The organism is Ruminococcus sp., assembly GCF_017549005.1.
In the GTDB taxonomy this organism is placed as follows: domain Bacteria; phylum Bacillota; class Clostridia; order Oscillospirales; family Ruminococcaceae; genus Ruminococcus.
In genome coordinates this window covers 1-21,673 of record NZ_JAFYYT010000029.1, presented here as the reverse complement: position 1 = coordinate 21,673, position 21,673 = coordinate 1, and the positions used below count along the sequence as shown (strand labels likewise).

Annotated in this window: 8 protein-coding genes; 5 read left to right on the top strand and 3 right to left on the bottom strand. The window is 41.9% G+C overall.

Annotation, left to right across the window (positions count from 1 at the left end; translation table 11 throughout):
• Nucleotides 1-102: 102 nt before the first annotated feature.
• Nucleotides 103-3,048: a carbohydrate-binding domain-containing protein gene (locus IKW96_RS07440; protein WP_296572570.1), complete on the bottom strand. Its 2,946-nt coding sequence runs from the start codon at nucleotides 3,046-3,048 to the stop codon at nucleotides 103-105.
• A 222-nt stretch (nucleotides 3,049-3,270) separates the two neighbouring features.
• The gene (locus IKW96_RS07435; RefSeq protein WP_296572568.1) at nucleotides 3,271-4,917 is read right to left on the bottom strand and encodes an EAL domain-containing protein; all 1,647 of its coding nucleotides are present in this window, start codon (nucleotides 4,915-4,917) and stop codon (nucleotides 3,271-3,273) included.
• Between the two features lie 445 nt (nucleotides 4,918-5,362).
• Between IKW96_RS07435 and IKW96_RS07430 the strand changes: the two genes are divergently transcribed.
• The 5 genes from IKW96_RS07430 to IKW96_RS07410 all read left to right on the top strand — a co-directional run bounded on the left by IKW96_RS07430 (nucleotide 5,363) and on the right by IKW96_RS07410 (nucleotide 21,200).
• Nucleotides 5,363-6,529, top strand: a complete 1,167-nt coding sequence (locus IKW96_RS07430) for a hypothetical protein (RefSeq protein WP_296572564.1) — start codon at nucleotides 5,363-5,365, stop codon at nucleotides 6,527-6,529.
• A 561-nt stretch (nucleotides 6,530-7,090) separates the two neighbouring features.
• Nucleotides 7,091-8,131: a hypothetical protein gene (locus tag IKW96_RS07425; protein WP_296572561.1), complete on the top strand. Its 1,041-nt coding sequence runs from the start codon at nucleotides 7,091-7,093 to the stop codon at nucleotides 8,129-8,131.
• Nucleotides 8,131-8,961 (top strand): hypothetical protein, encoded by an 831-nt coding sequence (locus IKW96_RS07420; RefSeq protein ID WP_296572556.1) that lies wholly within the window; start codon nucleotides 8,131-8,133, stop codon nucleotides 8,959-8,961. The genes IKW96_RS07425 and IKW96_RS07420 overlap by 1 nt, the downstream gene beginning before the upstream one ends.
• 95 nt (nucleotides 8,962-9,056) lie before the next feature.
• Nucleotides 9,057-10,106 (top strand): hypothetical protein, encoded by a 1,050-nt coding sequence (locus IKW96_RS07415; protein ID WP_296572551.1) that lies wholly within the window; start codon nucleotides 9,057-9,059, stop codon nucleotides 10,104-10,106.
• Nucleotides 10,107-10,169: 63 nt separating this feature from the next.
• Nucleotides 10,170-21,200, top strand: a complete 11,031-nt coding sequence (locus tag IKW96_RS07410) for a hypothetical protein (RefSeq protein ID WP_296572549.1) — start codon at nucleotides 10,170-10,172, stop codon at nucleotides 21,198-21,200.
• A gap of 262 nt (nucleotides 21,201-21,462) precedes the next feature.
• Here the strand turns inward: IKW96_RS07410 and IKW96_RS07405 are convergent.
• Nucleotides 21,463-21,673 (bottom strand): transposase (locus IKW96_RS07405; RefSeq protein WP_296572544.1); only part of this gene is annotated, 211 nt, incomplete at its 5' end.

The following is a 21,673-nucleotide window of genomic DNA, read 5'->3' as shown; positions in this document are numbered from 1 at the left end:
GTCAAACAAAAAAAGCATAGCATAATGTGCAAAATGACAATATAAAAAAGTCTCCTGCAGCAAATAATTGCCACAGGAGACCATTTATGAGATATGTGTTTTTTACATACGAAGTGCGCTGCGGATTATCTGGAATCTTGCTTCCAGGAAGTCAACAACGGAGATATTTCCGCCGCCGAACATTCCGCCGCCGCCGCCGAAGCCGCCAAAGCCGCCGAAGCCGCCGCCTCCGCCGAAGCCGCCTCCGCCGCCCCAGTTCATTCCGCCGCCGCCGAAGCCGCCCTGGAATGCCCAGTCATCGCCGACAACTGTTACGTAGCCGTCCTGAGGCTCATCGGAGTTCATCTGGAAGCCGCCCATGTTCCAGCCACCCTGCTGACCCATGTCCCAGCCGCCTTGCTGCTGACCGCCCTGCTGCTGGCCGCCCATGTTCCAGCCACCCTGCTGCTGACCGCCGCCGCTTGTCTGGAGGCCGTTAGCGCTTCTTGAGGTGTTGGAGTCAAACTGGTCAAGAGTGAATTCAAATCTCGGATCAGCCTGAACGTGTGAACGGATATTCTTAGCATAGTTGCTGATGTACTGCTCGGGATTGCTGTAAAGGTTAAGGATATCCTTTACATAGCCTACGTACATATCATAGTACTCCGGCACCTGAAGGAGCTTTGCGAGAGGACGGTCTGTGATAGTTGCCTGGTAGAGGCTTGTTGTGATATCAGAGTTAACTGAATCAGCACCGCCCATGAAGTTGCCCATTGCGAGGTTGTAGTCCCAGCCTACGAAGTATGCCTTGCCGCCTGTGTAGATGAGATAGTAGTTATGTGCAAGCGAGCCGTTGTAGCTGTCGTAGTTGCAGAAAATAGAGTTTACTGCGAAGCCCTTGAGGAAGCTCGGTACGTCGATAACGTCCTCGATGAACTTGTAGTTTGTGGAAGAAAGCTTGTTTATAGCAGTCTTTATATCCTGAATGTGTGCATAGTTATCGTCAGCACCGAACTTTACATCGAAGTTGTCAAGAGGCATCTTCTCTGTGAACGAGCAGTAGCCGTCGCCGCCGAAGCCGAATCCGCCGCCGCCGCCGTTTCTCTCGGTAGCCTTGTAGAGAACTGTATCATCGTCGATGCCATAGCGCTCTGCAAGTGTGTCGCCCGGCTGCTCTGCAAGGAGATAGAAGCTGTAAAGCTTGCCGTTGAGGTACATATCGGTATGAGCTGCATGAGGAGCTACGCCGTCTACTTCATACATAGCGTTGTAGCAGAGGATATCTCTGAGACATGAAGCGTCTGAGAGCATATTGTTCATACAGAACTCAGTGAGTCCGTGGTAGTTGTTGGTCTTGTCGTACTTGTCGAGCTTGAGACGGAGACTGTACTTGCCGTTCTGAGCCATCATGAGTGAGCTGTTGCCCTTGGTTCTGATAGCAACGTTCTTTATTGTCTCGCCGTCGATAGTAACGTCACAGGGAGTCCACTCTTCCTTGCTGGCATTGTTCATCATGTTCTGCCATGTGCTCTCGTTCATCTGAACGTCGATCTTGTGAACGACTGTCTGACTGAAGAGACTCTCATAGAGCTGCTCCTCGTTCTCCATATCGTTGTTTACGTCTGTGAACTTGGCTGGCTTGCCTGCCTTGAAGGTGCTGCCGCTGCTGTGCTTCATCTTGATACCGCCTGCGAATACCTTAAAGTCGCCGGAAGCGATGTCAGGTGAAGAAACGATAGCGTACTTGTACTTCTTGGGCGGATTCTGCTCAAGGATCACCTTGTTGGAAGAATCGGTAACAGCGATAGGATTGTTCTTTGCCCACTCCTTTGTGAAGTCGAGAACCATTGTTGCCTGTTCTGTGGACTTGATAGTTTCGCACTGATTATCCTTTGCGGTAACGAGAACATTGCCGCCTGTGATATTCACATTGCCCACTGCTGTGAGGCCCTTGTCGCCGAATGCTGCGATATCGCCGCCTGAGATAGTGATATCTGTCTCAGCCTGTACAGCGTCCTTGCTTGCCTTGATGACAAGTGTGCCGCCCTCGATAACGACTTCGCCCTTTGAGGACTTGATACCGTCGCCCTTTGAGGTGATATCTATAGTGCCGCCCTTTACTGTTACTGAGCCCTTGCCCTTTACAGCGTCAGGTGAAGCTTCCTTGTTTTCATTGAGAGTGTTGATGCTGAGCACGCCGCCTGTGAGCTTGAGGTCGTTGTTGCAAACGACAGCAGGCTGGATATTAGCATTGATAGTGAGCTTTCCGGTGCCGTTGTCGCCGCCCTTGATAGTAAGGTCGTCCTTAGCTTCGAGAACTGCGCTCTCGAGCTCGTCGCCGGCATAAGCGTTGGTGCCGTCGGAAATGATGTTCTCTGTTCCGTCAGCTACAGTGATAGAGGTCTTGTCTGCGTTCTTGATAAGAACTGCAGGGGCGCTCTTGCCTGTAATGTTAACGCCGTTGAATACGAGCTTGACTGTGTCGGGATCAGCCTTTTCATCGGGAACCTCAACATAGATCTGACCGTCGTTGAGAGTACCGTCGATAGTATATGTACCCGAGTGGGAGATAGTTACCTTTGAACCGTTGGCGGTTGCATATTTGCCTTCCACAGTGATAGAAGAACCCTTGAGGTGGATAACTGTGTTGACATCTTCCTGAGGAACAGTATTGACCGGCTTTGTGGTAGTCGTTGTGGTCTGTCCCGGATTAACTGTGGTCGTTGTCTGAACTGAACCCTGCTTGTAGGATTCGGGAAGATTCTTGACGTTGCCTAAAAGATAATTCTGGATAGAAAGGGCGTCGTTTGATGTGAGACCGTTGCCGTTTTCGCAAACGTCAGCAAGGTCGATGCCCTTCTGTGTGATGTGCTTTGCGTCAGTGCCGTTGACGCCGTATTTTCCCGGATTGGCGAGTGCCTGCATAACAAGCACTGCATCTGACATATCTACGTTTCCGTCGCAGTTGGCGTCGCCGTAGAGACCGTCAGCGGCAGCAGCTGTTGCAGCCGAAGCAGTTCCGAGAACAAGTGCTGACAGAAGACCTGCCAGTAAATGCTTCTTTCTCATTTTAATCATTCCTCCTATAATACAGATAATGAGATTGTCGCTATATGATACTTACATAATAATGAACAAAGCTTAAAATAATCTTAAACTTATCTTAAATTCAGTGTTTGTTCAAACCGATTTTCAGCTAAAAAGTATATAATTAAAATATGATATCATGTATAATAAAAATAGCACAAGCTAATGCTTATGCTATTTTTTAAGTGTGTAAAAACTTTAATTTTAATTGCCGCTGTCCGAAATACTCTGCATTGTCAGCATGAACAGCTCCCGTGAACCCTTAACGTCAAGGTCAAGGTAAAGCTTGGTTATACGTATGACCTTGGGCTTGAAAGTGCCGTCAGCGCATTTTACCCTGAAAGTACCCTGCAGGTACCTGCTGCTGATCTTTGCCATTCTGTCGCGCAGAGTCGGCGGATCAATGAAATCAAGGAAAGCGAGTCTTTCCTCTTCCGCAACTTCATCGGCGGCAAATCGGTTTATGGACTCGATAAGGGGCATATTGGAATAATCAGGGGAGTAGCCCTGCTTTGAGTAGACTCGTGCCGTTACGCGGTTCCTTTCGGGGTCCATAATGGTTATATGGTCAAAGGTATCAATGAGAGCGCGGCTGTAGGTGTCGAACATCTCGTTCGTGGACATATCCACATCGCTGCCGTAGGTCTGTATGCTTGCGGCGAGCATTACCTTGCTGTCGGTCTGGGCTATGCACTTGGTAAAATATGTGAAATATATACCGTTGAGGAAGTGGTCCTCCTTGACTACGTTGCCTGTTATGATCGAAGACTTCACTTGTTCGTCCATGTTCGGATAATAGGCGGCTTCGGTCTCGTTTATGGCTTTTATCATTTCCTTTGAGGAAGCAAAGCCCAGCTTTTGCAGGTTTGTCTCATATGCCTGATTGCGGTAGAGCATTTCCACATGATGATCCGACTGCTCGATAAGAGCGAGAGGTGCGGAGTTCTCACGGACAAAGCCGTAATCACCGTTCTCGGCTTCGGTATAGTCGTTTTCATTGAGCGGGTCGGGACTGAGAAAGTTGATCTGTCCGACTTCGTTCCAGTAGTGGTGCTCGTCGGGGTCCTCGACCTGGAAACCTGTCTCGGAGAGGTACTCCACATAGAGAGCTCCGTCCATAGGCTTGGCGTAGTAGTAGCCCTGGAGCATTTCACAGCCGATATTACGCAGGAAGGTCTTCTGCTCCTTTGTTTCAACGCCCTCGGCGAGAGTATGTATTCCGATAGCCTTTGCCATGTTGACTACGGAAGCAAGTATCTTCTTCGAGCGCGAGCCGATATCGCTGAGGAAACGCATATCGATCTTCAGCACGTCGAAGCTGTAGTCCTTCAATACATTTAAAGAGGAGTAGCCGCTGCCGAAGTCGTCCATGAATATCGCAAAGCCTGCGTCGTGGAAACTGTCGAATATACGTCGGAAATAAGCTGTGTTATCAAGCATTACGCTCTCGGTTATCTCTATATGTATAGCCTTTGAGGGAACATTGTACTTCCTGAGGATATCGGAAATGGCTTTCAGCATATCTATCTCGTCGAAATCAAGACGGGAGAGATTTATTGAAAACGGGTGGAGCGGGAGCCCATTTTCTTTCATTTCATTATAAGTAATGCATATGTTTTCGAGGATATACAGGTCGAGCTTGTGGATAAGGCGGTACTTTTCCAGTACATTAATAAATAGGAAAGGCGAGAGGAGACCCATAACGGGATCCTGCCAGCGCGCAAGAGCTTCGACACTGCATATTTTTTCGGTCAAGGTCCGGATAACGGGCTGATAATAGGCACGGATAGCACCGTTTGCAAGCGCGTCATCAAAGTTGTCTACAATAAACTGTTCATCTATGTGCAGCATATCCACACCCCTTTACTACCCGAAAAACGGGTCAAATCGCAAAAATCGAGTAAAAACCCTGTTTACATATAAGAGTATAACACATTAATAATAAAATTGCAATGAGAAAATGAGAAAATTTATGAATTATTAAGATTTGGAAAAGAAAGGTCGTACCAAAGTGGTAGGACATATTATTTAACGATGTTTACTGTTGTGAATATCGGAAATTTTGTATACAGTTAGTAATTATCCGCTTGGTGCAAAAGTACATTGGAAGTACTGCTCTTTGTGTAAAACGCTGAAATGTTTTGAGAAAATATGAACTTTTCCCCATGATATTGACATTTCCATTAAAACAAGTTATAATATGATTGTAAACAAAAAGTATAACGCAAACACACAAACTGGAGGCAGCCGCGGAGCCGATTTCCACGGGAAATTTATTATGAAAGGAAAATGACTTATGATGAAAACTAATAACAAGAAAAAAGGTAATACAGCTAAGAAGCTTTTACCGGCTGCTATGATGCTTGCGGTTTCTGCTTCAATGCTCGGAACCTCCACCTATGCGTGGTTCACAATGAATAAGGAAGTTCAGGTAAATGGACTTGCAATGCGTACAAAGGTTAGCTCAAACCTTTTGATTTCTTCAAACAATGCGGAAGGTTCTTACAAGGCAGATACCCTTATAGAAGGACGCAAGGCTTTATTGGAGCCTGTATCATCTGTTACAGCGCAGACAGGCAAGTTCTTCTACACATTAGATGCAGCTGAAAACGGTAGCAAAGCGCATGATACTGTAACTGAAGCTTATGTTCCATATGTTGAAGCAACAAATACAAATGCAACAGCCTCAGCAGCTGGTAAATACTTCTTTGATAGCAAATTTAATAGTGCTTATGGTGTTGATCCAAATTCAGAAGATTTCGGCACTGCATATGGATATGTTGATTATGTATTCTACTTAAAGGCGACGGGAACAGCTGCTGGACAGCAGATCAGAATGACAAGATGTGATCTTGACTATGCTGGAGATAATACTGCTGAGACATTATCATATGGCGGTTTAGGCACAGGCGATAAGGCTTGGAGAGTTGCTCTCTTTGCTAAGGAATTGACAGCTGAACAGGCTGGTATTGGAAATTCAGGCGATGGAGCTGCTGTTGGTCAACTTGATCCTGCTGCTCAGACTGAAACTGCAAAGGCGATATTAGCATTAAATGGTGCAGATTACTTTACCGGCGGAGCAGTAGCTACTGCTTCAACTAAGAGCACTATTACAACTGGCTCTGGCTTGATTGATACAATTAATGCTGGAGAAACAGGATATTATAAGGTTCTTGTTAGAGTATGGCTTGAAGGCGAAGATACGACTTGTAATTCAGCTACATATGCAGCATTAGAAAGTGGTCAGTGGAAACTTGACCTAGATTTTAAACTTGTGAACGGAACAGATGCAGATGATCCTAGTGCAAATCCGCCTGTAACTGGTTTGAATGCTGTTACTGAGATTAGCTCAAATGCTTGGGATGCAACAAAGACTCCGACACAGACTGCTGTTGCTAATCCGATAGATGTTGTTACAACAGCTGCTCAGCAGCAAGGCAATGGCGGCGGCGGTGGTGCTTAATCACTACTCACTAATTGCTAATTACTGAATACAGGCGCATAATTAATAAAAATCACTCCCTCTCTATAAATCTTCCTCCAATATAGGACGGTTTAAACCTTAAAATGATAATGAACTCAAAAAGGCGATGGCATGAGAGATTCATGATAGAGTTTCATCATAGGTTGTTAACCTCCTAAGAAGTTTCCCCTCCCCATTCGGGAGGGGATTACTTTTTAATACCTATATGTTATTTTTATAGTGGATAATACTAATAGTTTATTGTGGATAAATTGCGAATTTTCAGTGAAAATGCTTGAAATTCATTTCATCTTATGTTATAATATATATTGAAAAGATGTGAGATTTTTACATTGAGTATTTGCGCGCAAAAATCTTTCGGTTTCCTTTTTGTGGTAATGTGCCCTCAGTTCACCCTGTGCACAGACAGTCGGTTCTGTTAAAGGTACGTCATCATAGCTTCGGACTGCTCGGAGCATCACTCTGTTCCGGGCTCCGTCCGAAGAGGTCTCTTTGCGCGTTCCACTTTTTGAGCTGAATTGCCATACGGAGGTGAGGCGTTTGAAAAAATTGAATAGCGGTCAAAGCCCACCTAATAATGAGCTAATCAGAAAACGACGCAACTCCCTTTTCAAGATCGGCGTCGTTATGATACTCGCCTTTATTGTATGGGTGTTTAGCTCTGTTGCATGGTTTACCATGAATAAGAACGTCGGGGGATCTGGTATGGGGGTGAAGGTCGGCGGACAGAACTTTGAAGTGACAATGCTTTCCGGAAGCAGGGACGGCATTTTTAAAAACCCGTATCATATTGCGGTTCACGAAGAAGAAGCTCTGTACTGGCAAATGACTTCGACCAATAATCTGATTAATTATAACGAGTATGTTGATGACGATCATCCCGGTGACGAGGGACTTCATCCCAATACTGAAGGCGTTATTTCGTTTAATGTGATCCCGAAAAAGGACAGCGTTGATCTTAAATTTGATTTTGAATTAATCGGATATCAGGCATTATATAATGATGTGAATAATACTCCGACAGATCATACGGATGATGAACTCGCAATGACTCCGCTCTCTCAACTGGACGGCGGTGACGGCACTACAGCACAAAACCTCCTTAACGGACATATTCTTTTTTTTGAGCACAGAGATGAGGTCACAGAAAATGGTGTTACTACAGTAACATACTCGACACCGATCTGTTCAGATGAAGATATGCACAGGATCATGACCAGAACTGTAACAGGCAAGAATACAGCTACCCCTATTAATATCTACTGGGTCTGGCCGAATACTTTGAGCACTTTTGTGAATGCCAGTGCTTCGGGGGTCACCACTATACCGTTTTGTCATGATGATGATTCATACGGTTGCGATTCTTATACTGCAATTACCGATAATATCGAACACTTCCCTCAGTACTATCTTAAGGGAATAAGTCCAGACGATACCGTTGATGTTGGAACTATAGGAGAACACTATATCTCCTATGGCGATATGTACGATCAGGGAGATAATGAAATAGGAATGCGTGTGCACTATCTGTTGATAAAGCTTTCAGTTACTGAAGGAACTGCCGTGGGAGGTGGTCCATAATGAACGAGCTGCAGAATGAAACTAAAGATATAAAAGAGTCCAATGTGCTAAAAAGGCTGAAAAATATGTTCTCCAAACTGAGTACAGCTAAAAAAGTGCAGGCGATAATCGCTTCTGTATTCACATTGATCCTGATGATCGCACTGCCTGTTTATGCGTGGTTTGCACTTGGCGGAAAGCTTGAAGCCTTTACAAAGATCGAAGAACCGAATAATCTGGATATTCGTGCGGGACATTATGATGCCGTTCAGTATTTCAGCTTGAATGATATCGATATTGAAAGTATTCAATCGGGAACTCCGCATAGGGTCGTGTTTAGCGTAAGTGCAGGTGATTATAAGATCCCTTACCAAATTCAGCTTGCACACACCACGAATATTCCGTTCATTTATAAGATTTACAGAGCTAAGGAACATACAAGTGTTCAGGGAGGACAATATGTAACATACATATCTGAACCGCTGAAAGTACAGGGAGAAAGCACATATACTTTCTATTACACCTTGGAGAATCAGATCCCTCTAACATCAAAGAATTCCGATCAGAATTCAAGATCCAATTATGGAAGACAGATAGCGCTTGGAAGCGGCAGCTATTATAACGATACATATGATTATGATGATGATCCTGAAATCTATGCCGTTCCGATTTATGAACAGAGCGGAAGAATAACATATGATTCAACCAGTGATCACGATTATTATATTCTGGAGATTAGTTTTGACGAAACTGCAGCAGAAAAAGAAGGCTTTTCAGAATGGAATACGGCTGACAATAAAAAAGAAACAGATATGATTTACCTGACAGCAAGCAGATGGTCAGGAAACTGAAATAGCTTTTGCAGAAGTTTATTTTGATATTTTATTATAATAAGAACTATTGTTGAATTATTACCGGAAATTACCGAAAGGAGGCGGAGCAGGGGATGAAAGATGTTTTAAGAAAACTGAAAAAGCACTGGATAACGGTCTGGCTTGTTGCCGTATTGGCTATTCTTGGAACTTTCGTGACCTATGCTATCTATACTGAGGTATCTTCGGTAAAGCGTGTTGTTACAACTAAATCAGCTCCAAGGGAATTGTTCTCTTCCAACTGTATGTATGCGGATCTTTATGAAAGAAGAATGCCGGCACATGAGTATAATGTTAATGTCAACAATTTTGATGTGAATTCACCGGGAACTCCAAACCCATCGGAAATTCAGTATACGCTGACAGCGCAGCTTTATGTGAAGCACAATGGTACTATAATGTCATTCAGTGATCTTGCGACGGCTCTTAATGATGCAGATGAATATAACGCAATTGTAGCAGAAGCAACCGGATACTATATTGGCAAGAGTCAGGATAATAATACAACAGGCATTATATCAACTCCGGCAATGACAGAGTTTTCTGCATCAAACGGGTTTGAAGTGGCTTTTGGTAATTCGTCAAATTATGAAACCCTTCCCGGCGGCTCAGTGTCTACCGACAAATATAAGGTGATTATTCCGGAAAGGGATTTTAACGAAACGAATCCCAGGTTTTATGTCCATGTTGAGGCTGTGCCTACTGATAACGGACTTAGGACGATTCGCACAAATCTCTATGGTTCAAAGAATGTCGTTGTCACAGCGGCATGGTCCGGAACTCTTGCTGAGCAAAATACAGCAACAACAGATTATGATTTTTACAATTATGTTATTTCAGGAAGCGGAAGCGGCAACCTGGACATTATGTGGAATCCTGTTTATTTTGATATTGATGATTTTTTCTTCAACAGCAGTCTGTCCGGAGTGACATTTTACAATAATGTCACTATTCCTGTTGTCATAAGCGGTGGAACATATGATAGCTGGAAGAAGGTAACCATTGTGGTCAATTCTACGAACAGTAAAAGCCGATATGAGCTGCAGCTGTACAAGAAGAAGGCGAATATCCCGTATACCGGAACTAATGATGCGGCCAATTATATTCACTGTGAACTGCAATGATAAAAAGCTCAGGATAGGGTTAATGAATTATAAAACAATAAGTGTGGTGATAGCATGAGATATATGAACAATAAAAAACCTGAAAGATCCCAGATATTCAGAAGTAATAGAAAGCTGTTCCGGAAACTGCTGAGCTTTATTACAGTATTTATGCTTGTCATAAATTCCATGTATTCGGATGGGTTATTTGGGTTGTTCAGTTTCTCGGCCTTTATGACGGTAAAAGCTGAGGAAGAGACTCCGTCATATGAACCTACAAATCTTGTTGGTGCTTTTTCAAGTACATCAATCGATTTCAGCAATGACGCTGACGGTATAAGAAAATTCATAGATTATTGCTATTATTATAGTGTTAATGAAGGCGGAACTTTCTGTAATACTCATAAGGAAGACACACTTTCAATAACTTTCCCTGAAGTCGCCGGAGACTTAGGTTTCATGGGGCTTGGAAATGCAGGAGTTCCGTTTGCCGGCTCGGTAAGATTTATTGCTTCGAATGGTATGGGTAATGTTACGCTTCCGAGAGCAATATTTACCCACGTCAGCACTAATGCAAAAATCACTGATAACAGTGGTAATGATATTACTCTTGAAATCACTAAAAACAACAGTGCATCATCACCTCTTCTTGCAGATTTTGTGCATCATGGTTCACGTGCTGCAAATTGGAAAATTACTGTTGCCAGTGGTAATACAAATGCTTTTGCAGGTGTAATCGGGCAGATTGAGACAGATGCTGATGTTGTACTTTCATTTAATAACAACTCAACGGCAGCAGTTTCAAACACTTCATCAGGCGAGAATGATATAAAGGACGTCGGTGAACTTTGCGGCATCATGAAAACAGGCTCGAGACTTACAGTTAATGATACCTCGGCATCCCGTCCTGCTGTTTATTCTGATAATGGAAATGCGGGCTCACTTGTCGGAACAATGGAAGGAAATGCTTCGTTGACGCTGGGTTCTTATCCTGTTTTCTCAAGTGTTTCAGTAACGTCCGGAAACGGGTATGCCGGAGGTCTTGTAGGTGTGACTTCATCTTCAGCAACAATAAACGGTCTTTCATCACCTCTGGCAATCGGCGGAACTGTAACAGGTACTTTCGGTGCTGGCGGTCTGTATGGTTGTTATTCCAATGCTGCATCCGCCTTTGATTTGAAAGATTACAGTATCACAGCTACCGTAAGTGCTGATAATTGCGGTGGTGTTTTCGGTGTGCTTGAAAATAATAAAGGCTCGTCGGTAACAGCAGCAGAACTGACAATAAAGAATACAGGAAATACAGGTAATGTAAATGTTTGTTCCGGAAGCACTGCAAGCGGAGGCTATTTTGGCGGTATCGCCGGAAAGTATATTACAGACAATATCGTAAATAGTCTTGTGCTTGATGATCTTGCTATCACAGCCACAGCGAATGCGTCTTTTGGTTCTTTCGGCGGAGCGATAGGTTATGCCGACGGAGCTGCATATATTAATGCTGATGATATGAACATTACAGCAACGGGAACTGCTCGAGCAGATAGCGAAGGCTATTTCGGCGGTTTAGTTGGTAAGACGTCAGAAACAAGAGGTGTATTCTTAGTCCTCGGAGATATTACCGTTACAGCAACTGATCAAGACGGATTCAAAGGAGGCGGTATAGTCGGCAACTTTAAGAATGGTGTGCTGCGCCTTAGTGGTGTAACGAATATGTCAGGGGCTAAGTCAAAGAAGGGCGGCCAGCTTGTTGGTAAGAATAATAATGTGCTTATTTATGCAATCGGTGATGGAACAAATGGCGTTTCGTCAGTCAGAGACGGAAATAATGCGATTACCACAGCTGCAACCGGTTGGTCGTTCAGGCGTTCGAGCAGTGCCTCTAGCGTTGATGATCTTGGTACGTGGGGAGAAGTTGTAAGGATCGCCGACATTGAAGATAGCGCAAATGGAGTTCTTACTCTGGATTCTGCCAATCATACTGTTACAATAAAGGCTGCTCAGACTTCAATGGGGACTCAAACTGATTTGGTGAAAACTGCACTCAACATTCAGCTTAATCAGGGCTCTGATTATGACTGCCTGAAATTTACCGGCGGAAATAATACCCGTGCATATTTGCTTGGGACAACTCTGGACTTAACGAATGACCTCTCTTTTGCCAATACAGGTATCACTGGTTTTATGCGTGATGGTTCTGATTCTGTAGGCGAATTTACGGGAACTTTAAATGGTAATTCTCATAATGTTACGTTTGCTACAGGTCAGGCGTATGGTTTTACCGGCAGTGGCACAGCTGTGAACCCAAACACAGAGGGTGTAGGTCAGATATATGCTCATCCATACAATGGCCTGTTTGCCGTTATCGGTAATGGTACAAGCGGAAATGCCGGCACAGTAAATTCACTCACTATCAGTGGCAGTATTGATGTCCATAATAAGAGCAGCGAAATGAATATCGGCGGTATTGCAGCAAAATCCAATGGCAAAACCATATTGAATGGAATAACTGCTAACCAAACGATAAATTATAAAGAACCATCCTCTATCGGTACAAAGAATATCGGAGGACTAATTGGTGTTGTTTCCAATAACACAGATAATGGTTCGATCGATATTACAGGTACAAATACTATCAGCACCACTTTTAACATCAGCGGCTATTTTAGCAGCGATAATTATCTTGGTGCAGCTATAGGAAGAGTAACTTCACCGAAGTTCACAATTAACATTGCACAAGGCAACAGTGATACACTTACTGTATCGCATAGGATGGTTGATAACAGTTTTTCTGCCGGTGGTAATGCTAATGGCGGTGGATTGATCGGTTATATCACATCGGGAACTTATTCGGGCAGAAAGATCAATATAGATCATCTTTCTTTCAATAACTGCATTATCATCAATAAAGCTTCTACAAACGGCGGAGGTTTCCTTGGTTATGTATGGCATGATACCGATACGACTATTGACGGTTTGACCGTTACAGATGGCACGATAACAAATTCTTCCGCTAATGTTGGTGTAATGTGCTTTGAAGCGACCGGAAGATGGACAGTCAATAATCTTACCATTACAAAAATGTCTATGTCAAATGGCGCGGGCACTTCTCTTGGCATGCTCGTAAATAAGGCTTATGAGAACGATAAGGATAAAGGTCTTTATCTTAACGTTCTTAATGCTGGTTATACACTTACAGATAAAACAGGTTCAACAGGAATCACTCTGCCGAATTCTCTGGGTATTTATGATGAGTTGGCAGCGTATTCTGCTCCTGATGTTACCAAAGGAACATATAGCGTAACTTCAGGCGGAAATACTACCACACATGGCGCAGGTGTTGTTTCAATCAACATGAACGGTGGAAGACACGATTCTTCAGCAAATCCGGATGATGGTTACGGAGAAGCAAAGATTTCTGTTACCGGCACTTATCAGAACAAGCTCACCAGTGCATCATCAACTGCGTTGGGAGATACAACATATGCTAACGAGCATACTAGATACTATTATAATCTGGATGTTTTAGATAATACAAATGCCGGTCAGAATATTCTGCTCTGGAGTGTAAAAAAATATGCCGCAAAAAATATAGAAGAACTTTTTGAAAGTTCAATTTCCGACAATACACTGACAGGTGCTGCTGACATGACAGGTCTCTCTTTTTATCCTATCGAAGGAAGAGAGGATTACACTATAAACAACCTTACGCTTACAATGGATTACAGTGGGGCATATGCTGCCGAAGCTTTTTTTGGTTCATACAATGTAACAGATAATTATACTCGTGATCCAGCTTCAGCTAATCAGCACTATCTTATGCATTCCGGTCTGTTTTTATCGCTTCCCAATACAAAAACTCTGTCTATCAGCGGCAGCAATACTTTAAAGGGAAGTTTTCTTGAATTAAGTGGTGTTTCGGGTGTTCTTATAAGCGGAACTTCTAACGGTAGCATCGTTTCATCTAACGGAAGCACATTGGTCCTTGACGGAATAGTTGCTAAAACTACTGCAAATGCAGCATATGATGACGGCTATCTCCTTGTAAACAATATTACAAGAATAAACAGTATTGATTCTGCTGATGACATTACGATAAAGCTTGAAGGAATCAGCACTTCTCACAATTATGGTTTAGGAACTACTGTTGCGAAGAGCCTTCTTGGTGCTGCTTCGGGAGCAAATCTTACTATTGAATTTACTAAGATCAAGCTCGATTCGAGAGAAGCCGGCACGTTAAACGGTAATACTGCTCTGGACACCGCATATGGTACTTCAAGCTCGATCTTTACTGACTCTACGCTTCTTGCATCTATCAGCACTGATAATAATGCTAAGCTTAAGTATTATTATACGATAACAGAAGACTGGGGTAATGGTGCGAATGGTACAAGATGGGTTACTTATGGTAAAGAAATTACAGATTCTGCAGAATATCGTGAAAACAATGTTTCTCTGGAAAACAAATATGACGGTAGTTCTTACTATACAGATCTGGAAACATATCAGAGCGGCTCGCCCTATATCTTCAGTACGGGTTTTCTTCCTTATGTTAAAGAATCGTTTGTTGCCTCTCAGGCTAATGCTCTTTATTACAGAGAACTGAAGGTTAATGTATCGGCTGAGGGCTTGACGTCAGGTTGTGGTACTTACAATGATCCATATATTATTACCGACGGCAAACAGCTTGTGGCTGTGTCAAGGTTTATTTCAAATGGTACAACAAATGAGCTTTCAAAAGTCAAACTTCCTAAAGGAACATCAAATTATGCATCTATTTCAGACAACACAACCGGTTCTCGCTGGTGTACTGACAAGAACGGAAGCGGTTATCATCTGGAATTCTCACCTAATACTGCCGGAACTGGCTATGAGAATGGCAACATTTATTGGGATGTAGTTAATGTTCAGTATTATCTTGCAAACGCATATTATAAAATAGATGATAATATTACCTTATCCGGTGATTCTGCAACTGGTTTTGTCGGACTTGGCAAAACTGATGCTAACATGGCATTCAGAGGTGTAATTGTTGGTGAAAAGAAACAAGATGGCACTCCGCTTTACTCTATTACGAACAATAGCAAGTCTCCACTTATAAATGTATCAAATGGTTGTGTTGTTAAGGATGTTAATATTATAGTAAATGCAGGAAATATTGCACTTACACAATCAACAGCCGGATACAATAATGCTAACTTTGGTTATGCTTCCAATTGCAAGTATTATGGTGGTATTATCGGCGAGATCATGGGCGGAGATAATATCATTGACAACAGCTATGTTAAGTATTCCTATACTGATAGCAGCAATGTGGCTCATGCCACGACGATTACATTGACTGATAATGACGGCTCACAAAAATTTGGAACAATTATTCCGGTTGGCGGTTATGTGGGGGTTATCGTATTTGGTGGCCTTATTTTCAAGAATATGACAGCTGCAAATACTGCCATAGATAGTACAAAACTAAAAGTCTATTACAAAACAAATACTTCAAATAATCTGGCTTCGAACACGGTTGCGGCAAAAGCAGCAATCTATGTCAATCCGATAGTCGGTCGTGTTATCAATGGTTATGCAGTAAATGAAACAACGAAGTTCTCAGTTGATGAGGATGGCAAGTATCAGGATGATGATACAACTGTGCGCTTCTCTACGGCTGATGGTGCGAATGCTGATTTGATTCATACACTTAAGAACGGCACGAAACATTATACAATCACTGACATCAATAAGAATGAGACGAACAAGCTGTCTGTTACACCACCTTCTTCAGCATCGAATGACGGAACGATAAATATACCCAATTCTCAGGCGTTCTTCATTCTCTCGCTTATCACACAGTCGTGTGCCGGAACAGCTCAAACAGCCAAAGGTAATTATACAACTTCATTGTCCTATGGAACAAATACTACAGTGTATGGTATGAGCCATATTGCGGATTATTCCGATATTGGAAAGGCGAATATTGATACATCTAACACGGATTACGGTTATGCAAGTGCCGATACTGCCGCTAACACTGCTGTTCCGTACATAATCAGATGGTATACTGCTCCTGATACAAGCGGAGATTACCCTGCACGATGTGTTACAAGCACTAAAGGCTACTATGATATTAATCTGACGGGCAAAACCACTTACGGGACTGTAACGCCAAGCGAGACCGAGGGAGAACCCGATACTGTTACGCCGCTTGACGAGTATACCTATCAACTGCCGGATAGCTTCAGAGGACTGGGAAGTGTGGGCTTTTATGATTATGAAACAACTGTTTTGAATAACAAATACAGTATGAAAGTAGATACTTTCACCGGAGATAACTGCACTATTGATGAGGATATTTACCTGAATAAGTTCAAAGCCGATAATTATTTTGATACCCTTCATAAGGGCGTAAATCAAGTTCTTAGTGATTCAGCTAACAATAATATACCTTATTTAGGTAATACAGCTAAAGGTGATTATACGGTTCCACAAACTAATGGACTTGCTCTCTTTAACAGCATTATTCTAAAAACAAAAGTAACTGAATTCACACTAACCGGTTCAGTAAATACAGAGATTTACAGTAACACATATGCAACTTCTAATCAAGAACAAAATTATGTTGAAACCCCGAATGATAATTCTAGAATTTTATGGCTTTCTTCTGGTGGCGTTTGTGGCTGGATAAGAGACGGCGTTTATGGTGAATTTTCCTACATTGATCTTGATAATCTTGTTGTAAGCGGTGCAGATTTTGTAGGTGGAATTATTGGCTTTTCAGGCTTGAGCAGTACAAGCAATTATTTCACAATAAAACAATGTAATGCAAATAATGTTTCTGTTGAAATGACATCTGCAAGAAATATTGAGAGCAATGAAAAAGCAAGAAATGCTATTGGTTGTTTTGTTGGTAAAATTCAAGAAGGAGCAGTGCATATTTATGGCACTTCTTCATTGGCGGATAATAATGATTTAAATGATTATTCTACAGTAAAAATTAAGTCGTTCAAATTTGCCGAAACTTCATTGAATTATTATACTGCTGCAGGAGGTCTTGTTGGCTTTGCAGGCAATGGTTGTAAGATCTATGATATGAAGGTCATGCCTTCAGAAGGATGTGATATCACCATTGGAAATGATAATATTCGATTTGTAGGTGGGCTTGTAGGTGCAATGCAATCACAGGCAAGTGGTGGAACAACCGGTGTTGCATTTTTTAAAAATTGTACAGTCGAAAGAATTAATATTAATGGCAGTTTTGCCGGTGGTTTCTATGGTGGTAAATGGGATTCAAACTGGACAACATATTCAATTACATTGGATAATTGTAAAATGATTGGATCACCATCTAAACACAATACTATCTATGCTAACAATCTTTTTACTAAAGATAATAATTCAGGCTACGCAGGAGGCTTCATTGGCAGACTCTATCCTTATACGAATATAGTCAACAACAAGGTTACCCATAATGTATTGATAAAAGACTGCAAGATCTCAAACTACGACATCACTGCTAAAAGTAATAAACAGAGTTATGTTGGCGGTTTTATTGGCTATGCAAGTTCGGCAACAAACAGTGTAACTTGTTATCTTCATGACAGTTCAATTGAAAATTGCACGATTGGAGCATCAGGAAATTATGCAGGAGGTATCATCGGGCAGATTATAAAAAAATCCGCTAATCAGCTGTTAGGATATAATATTAAACTTGATAATATTCTAACCAATTCCGGCGATAAAATGGGAGCATGGATAGGTTTTGTTGATACAAGTGATAATGCGACATCTATCCAGTTTTCAGGCATAGCAATTTATGGCAATGGCTTTACCAAAAACGTTGGAAACAGAACTAATTTCTCAAATGCCTCCTTCGTTTTCGCCGACTACACAGGTGCTTGTAATGGAACTTCAACAGAAGTGACCGCTGAAAAACAGGAGGGTGATGCAAACTCTGTTACTGAAAGCTACTCAATAGATACGACTAATAAAATAATAACTCGTACTATTGTAACAGTAACGATCAGTGGCGATGAAAAGAACACTAAAACTCAAACAATTGAATATCGTTATGGCAGCGCTGTGACGGGAGATGCCGTTGCGGTTGAAGACGGCGTATCGGAAAACTCAACAACATGGTCTATCTCTGAAAGTGAAGGCAAGATTTATAAAGTTGTAGCTGATGCTTCGGCTGATACTGAAACGACTACGACCTATACAATTGCTGTTTCCGGATATAATGCTGCAAACAATGTTGATATGCCAAAATATCCGTTTGTAAACATCAATCCACAGGCTAAAATGGGTACAGATGAGATCATTTCAGGTGATGGTGCAGCTTTAGCTGCTTCTGCATCGAGTACTGCTGAATACAGCGGAAAGACTGCCGAAAGCACTATGGCACTAAAGATATATGAAGATATGATTTTGACAGATCAAAATGCAGAGAATTATTCAAGGCGCTATACAACATTTAATGCACTCAATGATGATGCAGGCGAAATATATGGTAATAACAAAATTGATTACTATATGAAGCGAACTACTGCTGATGACGGTGATCGTATCTCGACATATCAAACTGAAAAAGGTGGTGAATTGCCATCCGGCGTTGAGAATTTTGCTGTAGTTGTAATCGCAAATAATGAAACAGATGAAACTACAAATCTTATAAACCGCTATATACAGCTTGTAACTAATACATCAACGGACTATACCGCTTCAAGTGATTATTATTCCATTGATGTCAAAAACTGCAGTTACAGTGGCGGCAAGTTCATTACGGACAGCATTACTCCCGGTATTGAATGGACTCCACCAAATGCAAATACAAAAGGTTCTTTTGCGTTGAACGGTGCTAATGCTGATTCAAAACGAGAAAATACGTTTACGCTGGTAGATGTGCAGTTTAAAGATCCGTTTAATACAGATAAAATTGCATATCATTTGTATATCCCTGTATATACAATCAAGGAAATTGAGGTTTCTTTCTCGGCGGCAGTAATGAATGGTACAAATTCAGTATCATATGTTGCCGGAGCTGAAAGCACAAATCCTTACAGTGCGAAGCTTGCTACATCCGGAAGAGATACACATGTTGATAATCTGAATACGTGGTTTACTACATACATAAGATATACCTATAGTCATGATGACATTGTTGCGTTGCTTGATTCGGGTAATCTGAACTGGAATCATGATAAGTATTTCTATATCGATAAAACCGAGCATAAAGCAACTAACATGCTTCCAAATAACACGTATATGATATTTGTCGATCCTAATGGAGATCATGACAAGAAGTATCAGGTATTGCTGAACAGTACGGATTTTGCAGTGGCCAATGACCGAATTACATTTGATCTTAGAAAGTTCAAAGATAGTAGCAATAATTATTTCAGTGTGAGTACATTTAATGAACTCATTGCACAGAAGATTACTGCGACACCGAATGGCAGTAGGAACGGAAAATATAACTTGTACGCAGGAACACCATCAAACATCGGATCTACTCATTATGCGTATACCAAATCTTCTAACGGAACTCCGACATATTATGAATATGTCGGAAGCGGAGGTGAATATGATCTGACACTTTCTTCTGGAGATGTTTACGAGAACTACTATATCAGTATGTTTGTACCGGGAAACGAAGAAGATAATAATTTGTATGGTTACTATATCAGAACACCGGAAAACTTTGACGCTCCGAGCTATGCAAGCGGCACGAATAATGCAGTAACGAAATCTGCAAAGGTTAACTGTTATTATGGCGATAATAGTACTACAATAAATCGTCAGGTCTATATTGGAAATCTGTTTGATCAGAGAACCGAACTTACTGTTTTACCGAATGATCTTGAAATTGATAATGGTAACCACACGCTGAATATTTATGCAAAGACAATAATAACTCCTAAAGATGCCAATGTTAATACTATTTTAAGATCTGTGAATGCTAACATTTATCATTCGTTTAATCTATTCCTTGATAGAAAGGGAGAAAACGGATTGATAACAAATAACATTTCCGGGCTTGATCCTGAAAATGACGCAACAGATATACAGGCTTGGTACAGAATCGGAACTGCCATTCCGCCAGGTGATGAAGCGGATATGACAGATACCGGTATTAATAGTATCAGTTCTGCGAACATCAATCTTGAAGATAACTACATCAATGTAGTTACGGTTAATGGAGGTCAGACTATTCTGCAAAATGATGGAGTGACTATCTATTCGAGAATAAGACTTGATTTTGACGATTATGTGAGTGAGTTTCCGCAAAAGGTAGCAAGTGATACTGGTGTAAGCGTAAGAGCAGCATCGAATCTGGCATACGATTCGGCAAGTATTGCTTTTTCGAACATGTCAGAACCTTTGGAAGAGCCTGCTGCCATAAAGCATATTTATTACCGTCAGTCACTTAGTACGGCAAGCATGAAATATTATGCTGAACCCGAACTGGATTGCTATGATGAAGACGGTTCGCCAAGTGAGAACTATTCAAGACTGGGTGTTAGCGGTAAATATTCGATGAATACTTATATGCCGGTTGATACAACTGCCCAGTATAATGTTCAGAATATAGAAAGTGCGCTTCAAGACGCAGATAGTCTTATCCTGACGCTGTCATTGCAGAAAAAGACAGATTTGCCGGCAGGAGGTCCATATACTTCTGCAAGCTATCAGAATGTTTCCCCTATTAGTAATTATTGGGGAGCTGTTCAACGAAACGGATCTTATGAAGTGACTACAAATGATTCCAGTACACCGATAACAGCATCGGGGACTAACTTACATATTACTTGTGGCAGTTATAATGATCTTGTTACTGTTCCCGCGAATGCTGATACATTTACCCTGACTATTCCGAAGGAAGTAGTTGCTTCCGGAGAAACACCGGGTTCTTCCGGATACCGGGTAGATGAAAACGGCTACATTTATATCAACATAGGTTTCAATGCCAAGACCGGAGCAGGCTTTACGGAATATGCTAATTATAAAGTAAACCTTTCAGTGAAGCTAAGCAACATGAGCTCGGGGGAGATTGCCGGCAGCTATGCAGACGATTATCTGATTTATACTAATGCAAAGGTCGATCACGATTTCTTGAAGGATGATTAATGTACCGGCGTCTTCATAATATCAAAAAACTGTGTCAGGAGCACAAAAACGCTTCGGAAATGATGGCGATGAAACTTGATTTGACTTAAACACAAAAAGCGGCTTCCTGGAAGTATGTAAAGTACTTCCGGAAGCCGCATCTTCTTTATATACGCAGATTCAGCGGTTAAAACCATGAAATTGCTTATGAACCGTAAGCGTCAAATAAACCGCGTCCCATAATATATAAAAATATCCTCGCCGATGGCGAGGATAAACTTTATCAATTATTCCATGGCAGAAGTATCGTACCTGCCGGATTTGAAAACAGGTCGGTCAGATACTTTTCAACGTCCATACCGTTAGCCTGTGCTGTTGAAATTATCGAGTACAAAAGGGCACTGCATTTTGCACCGCGCTCTGTATTATTGAATAGCCAGTTCTTACGACCTACGGTGAAAGGTCTGATAGCATTTTCAGCTCTGTTGTTGTCG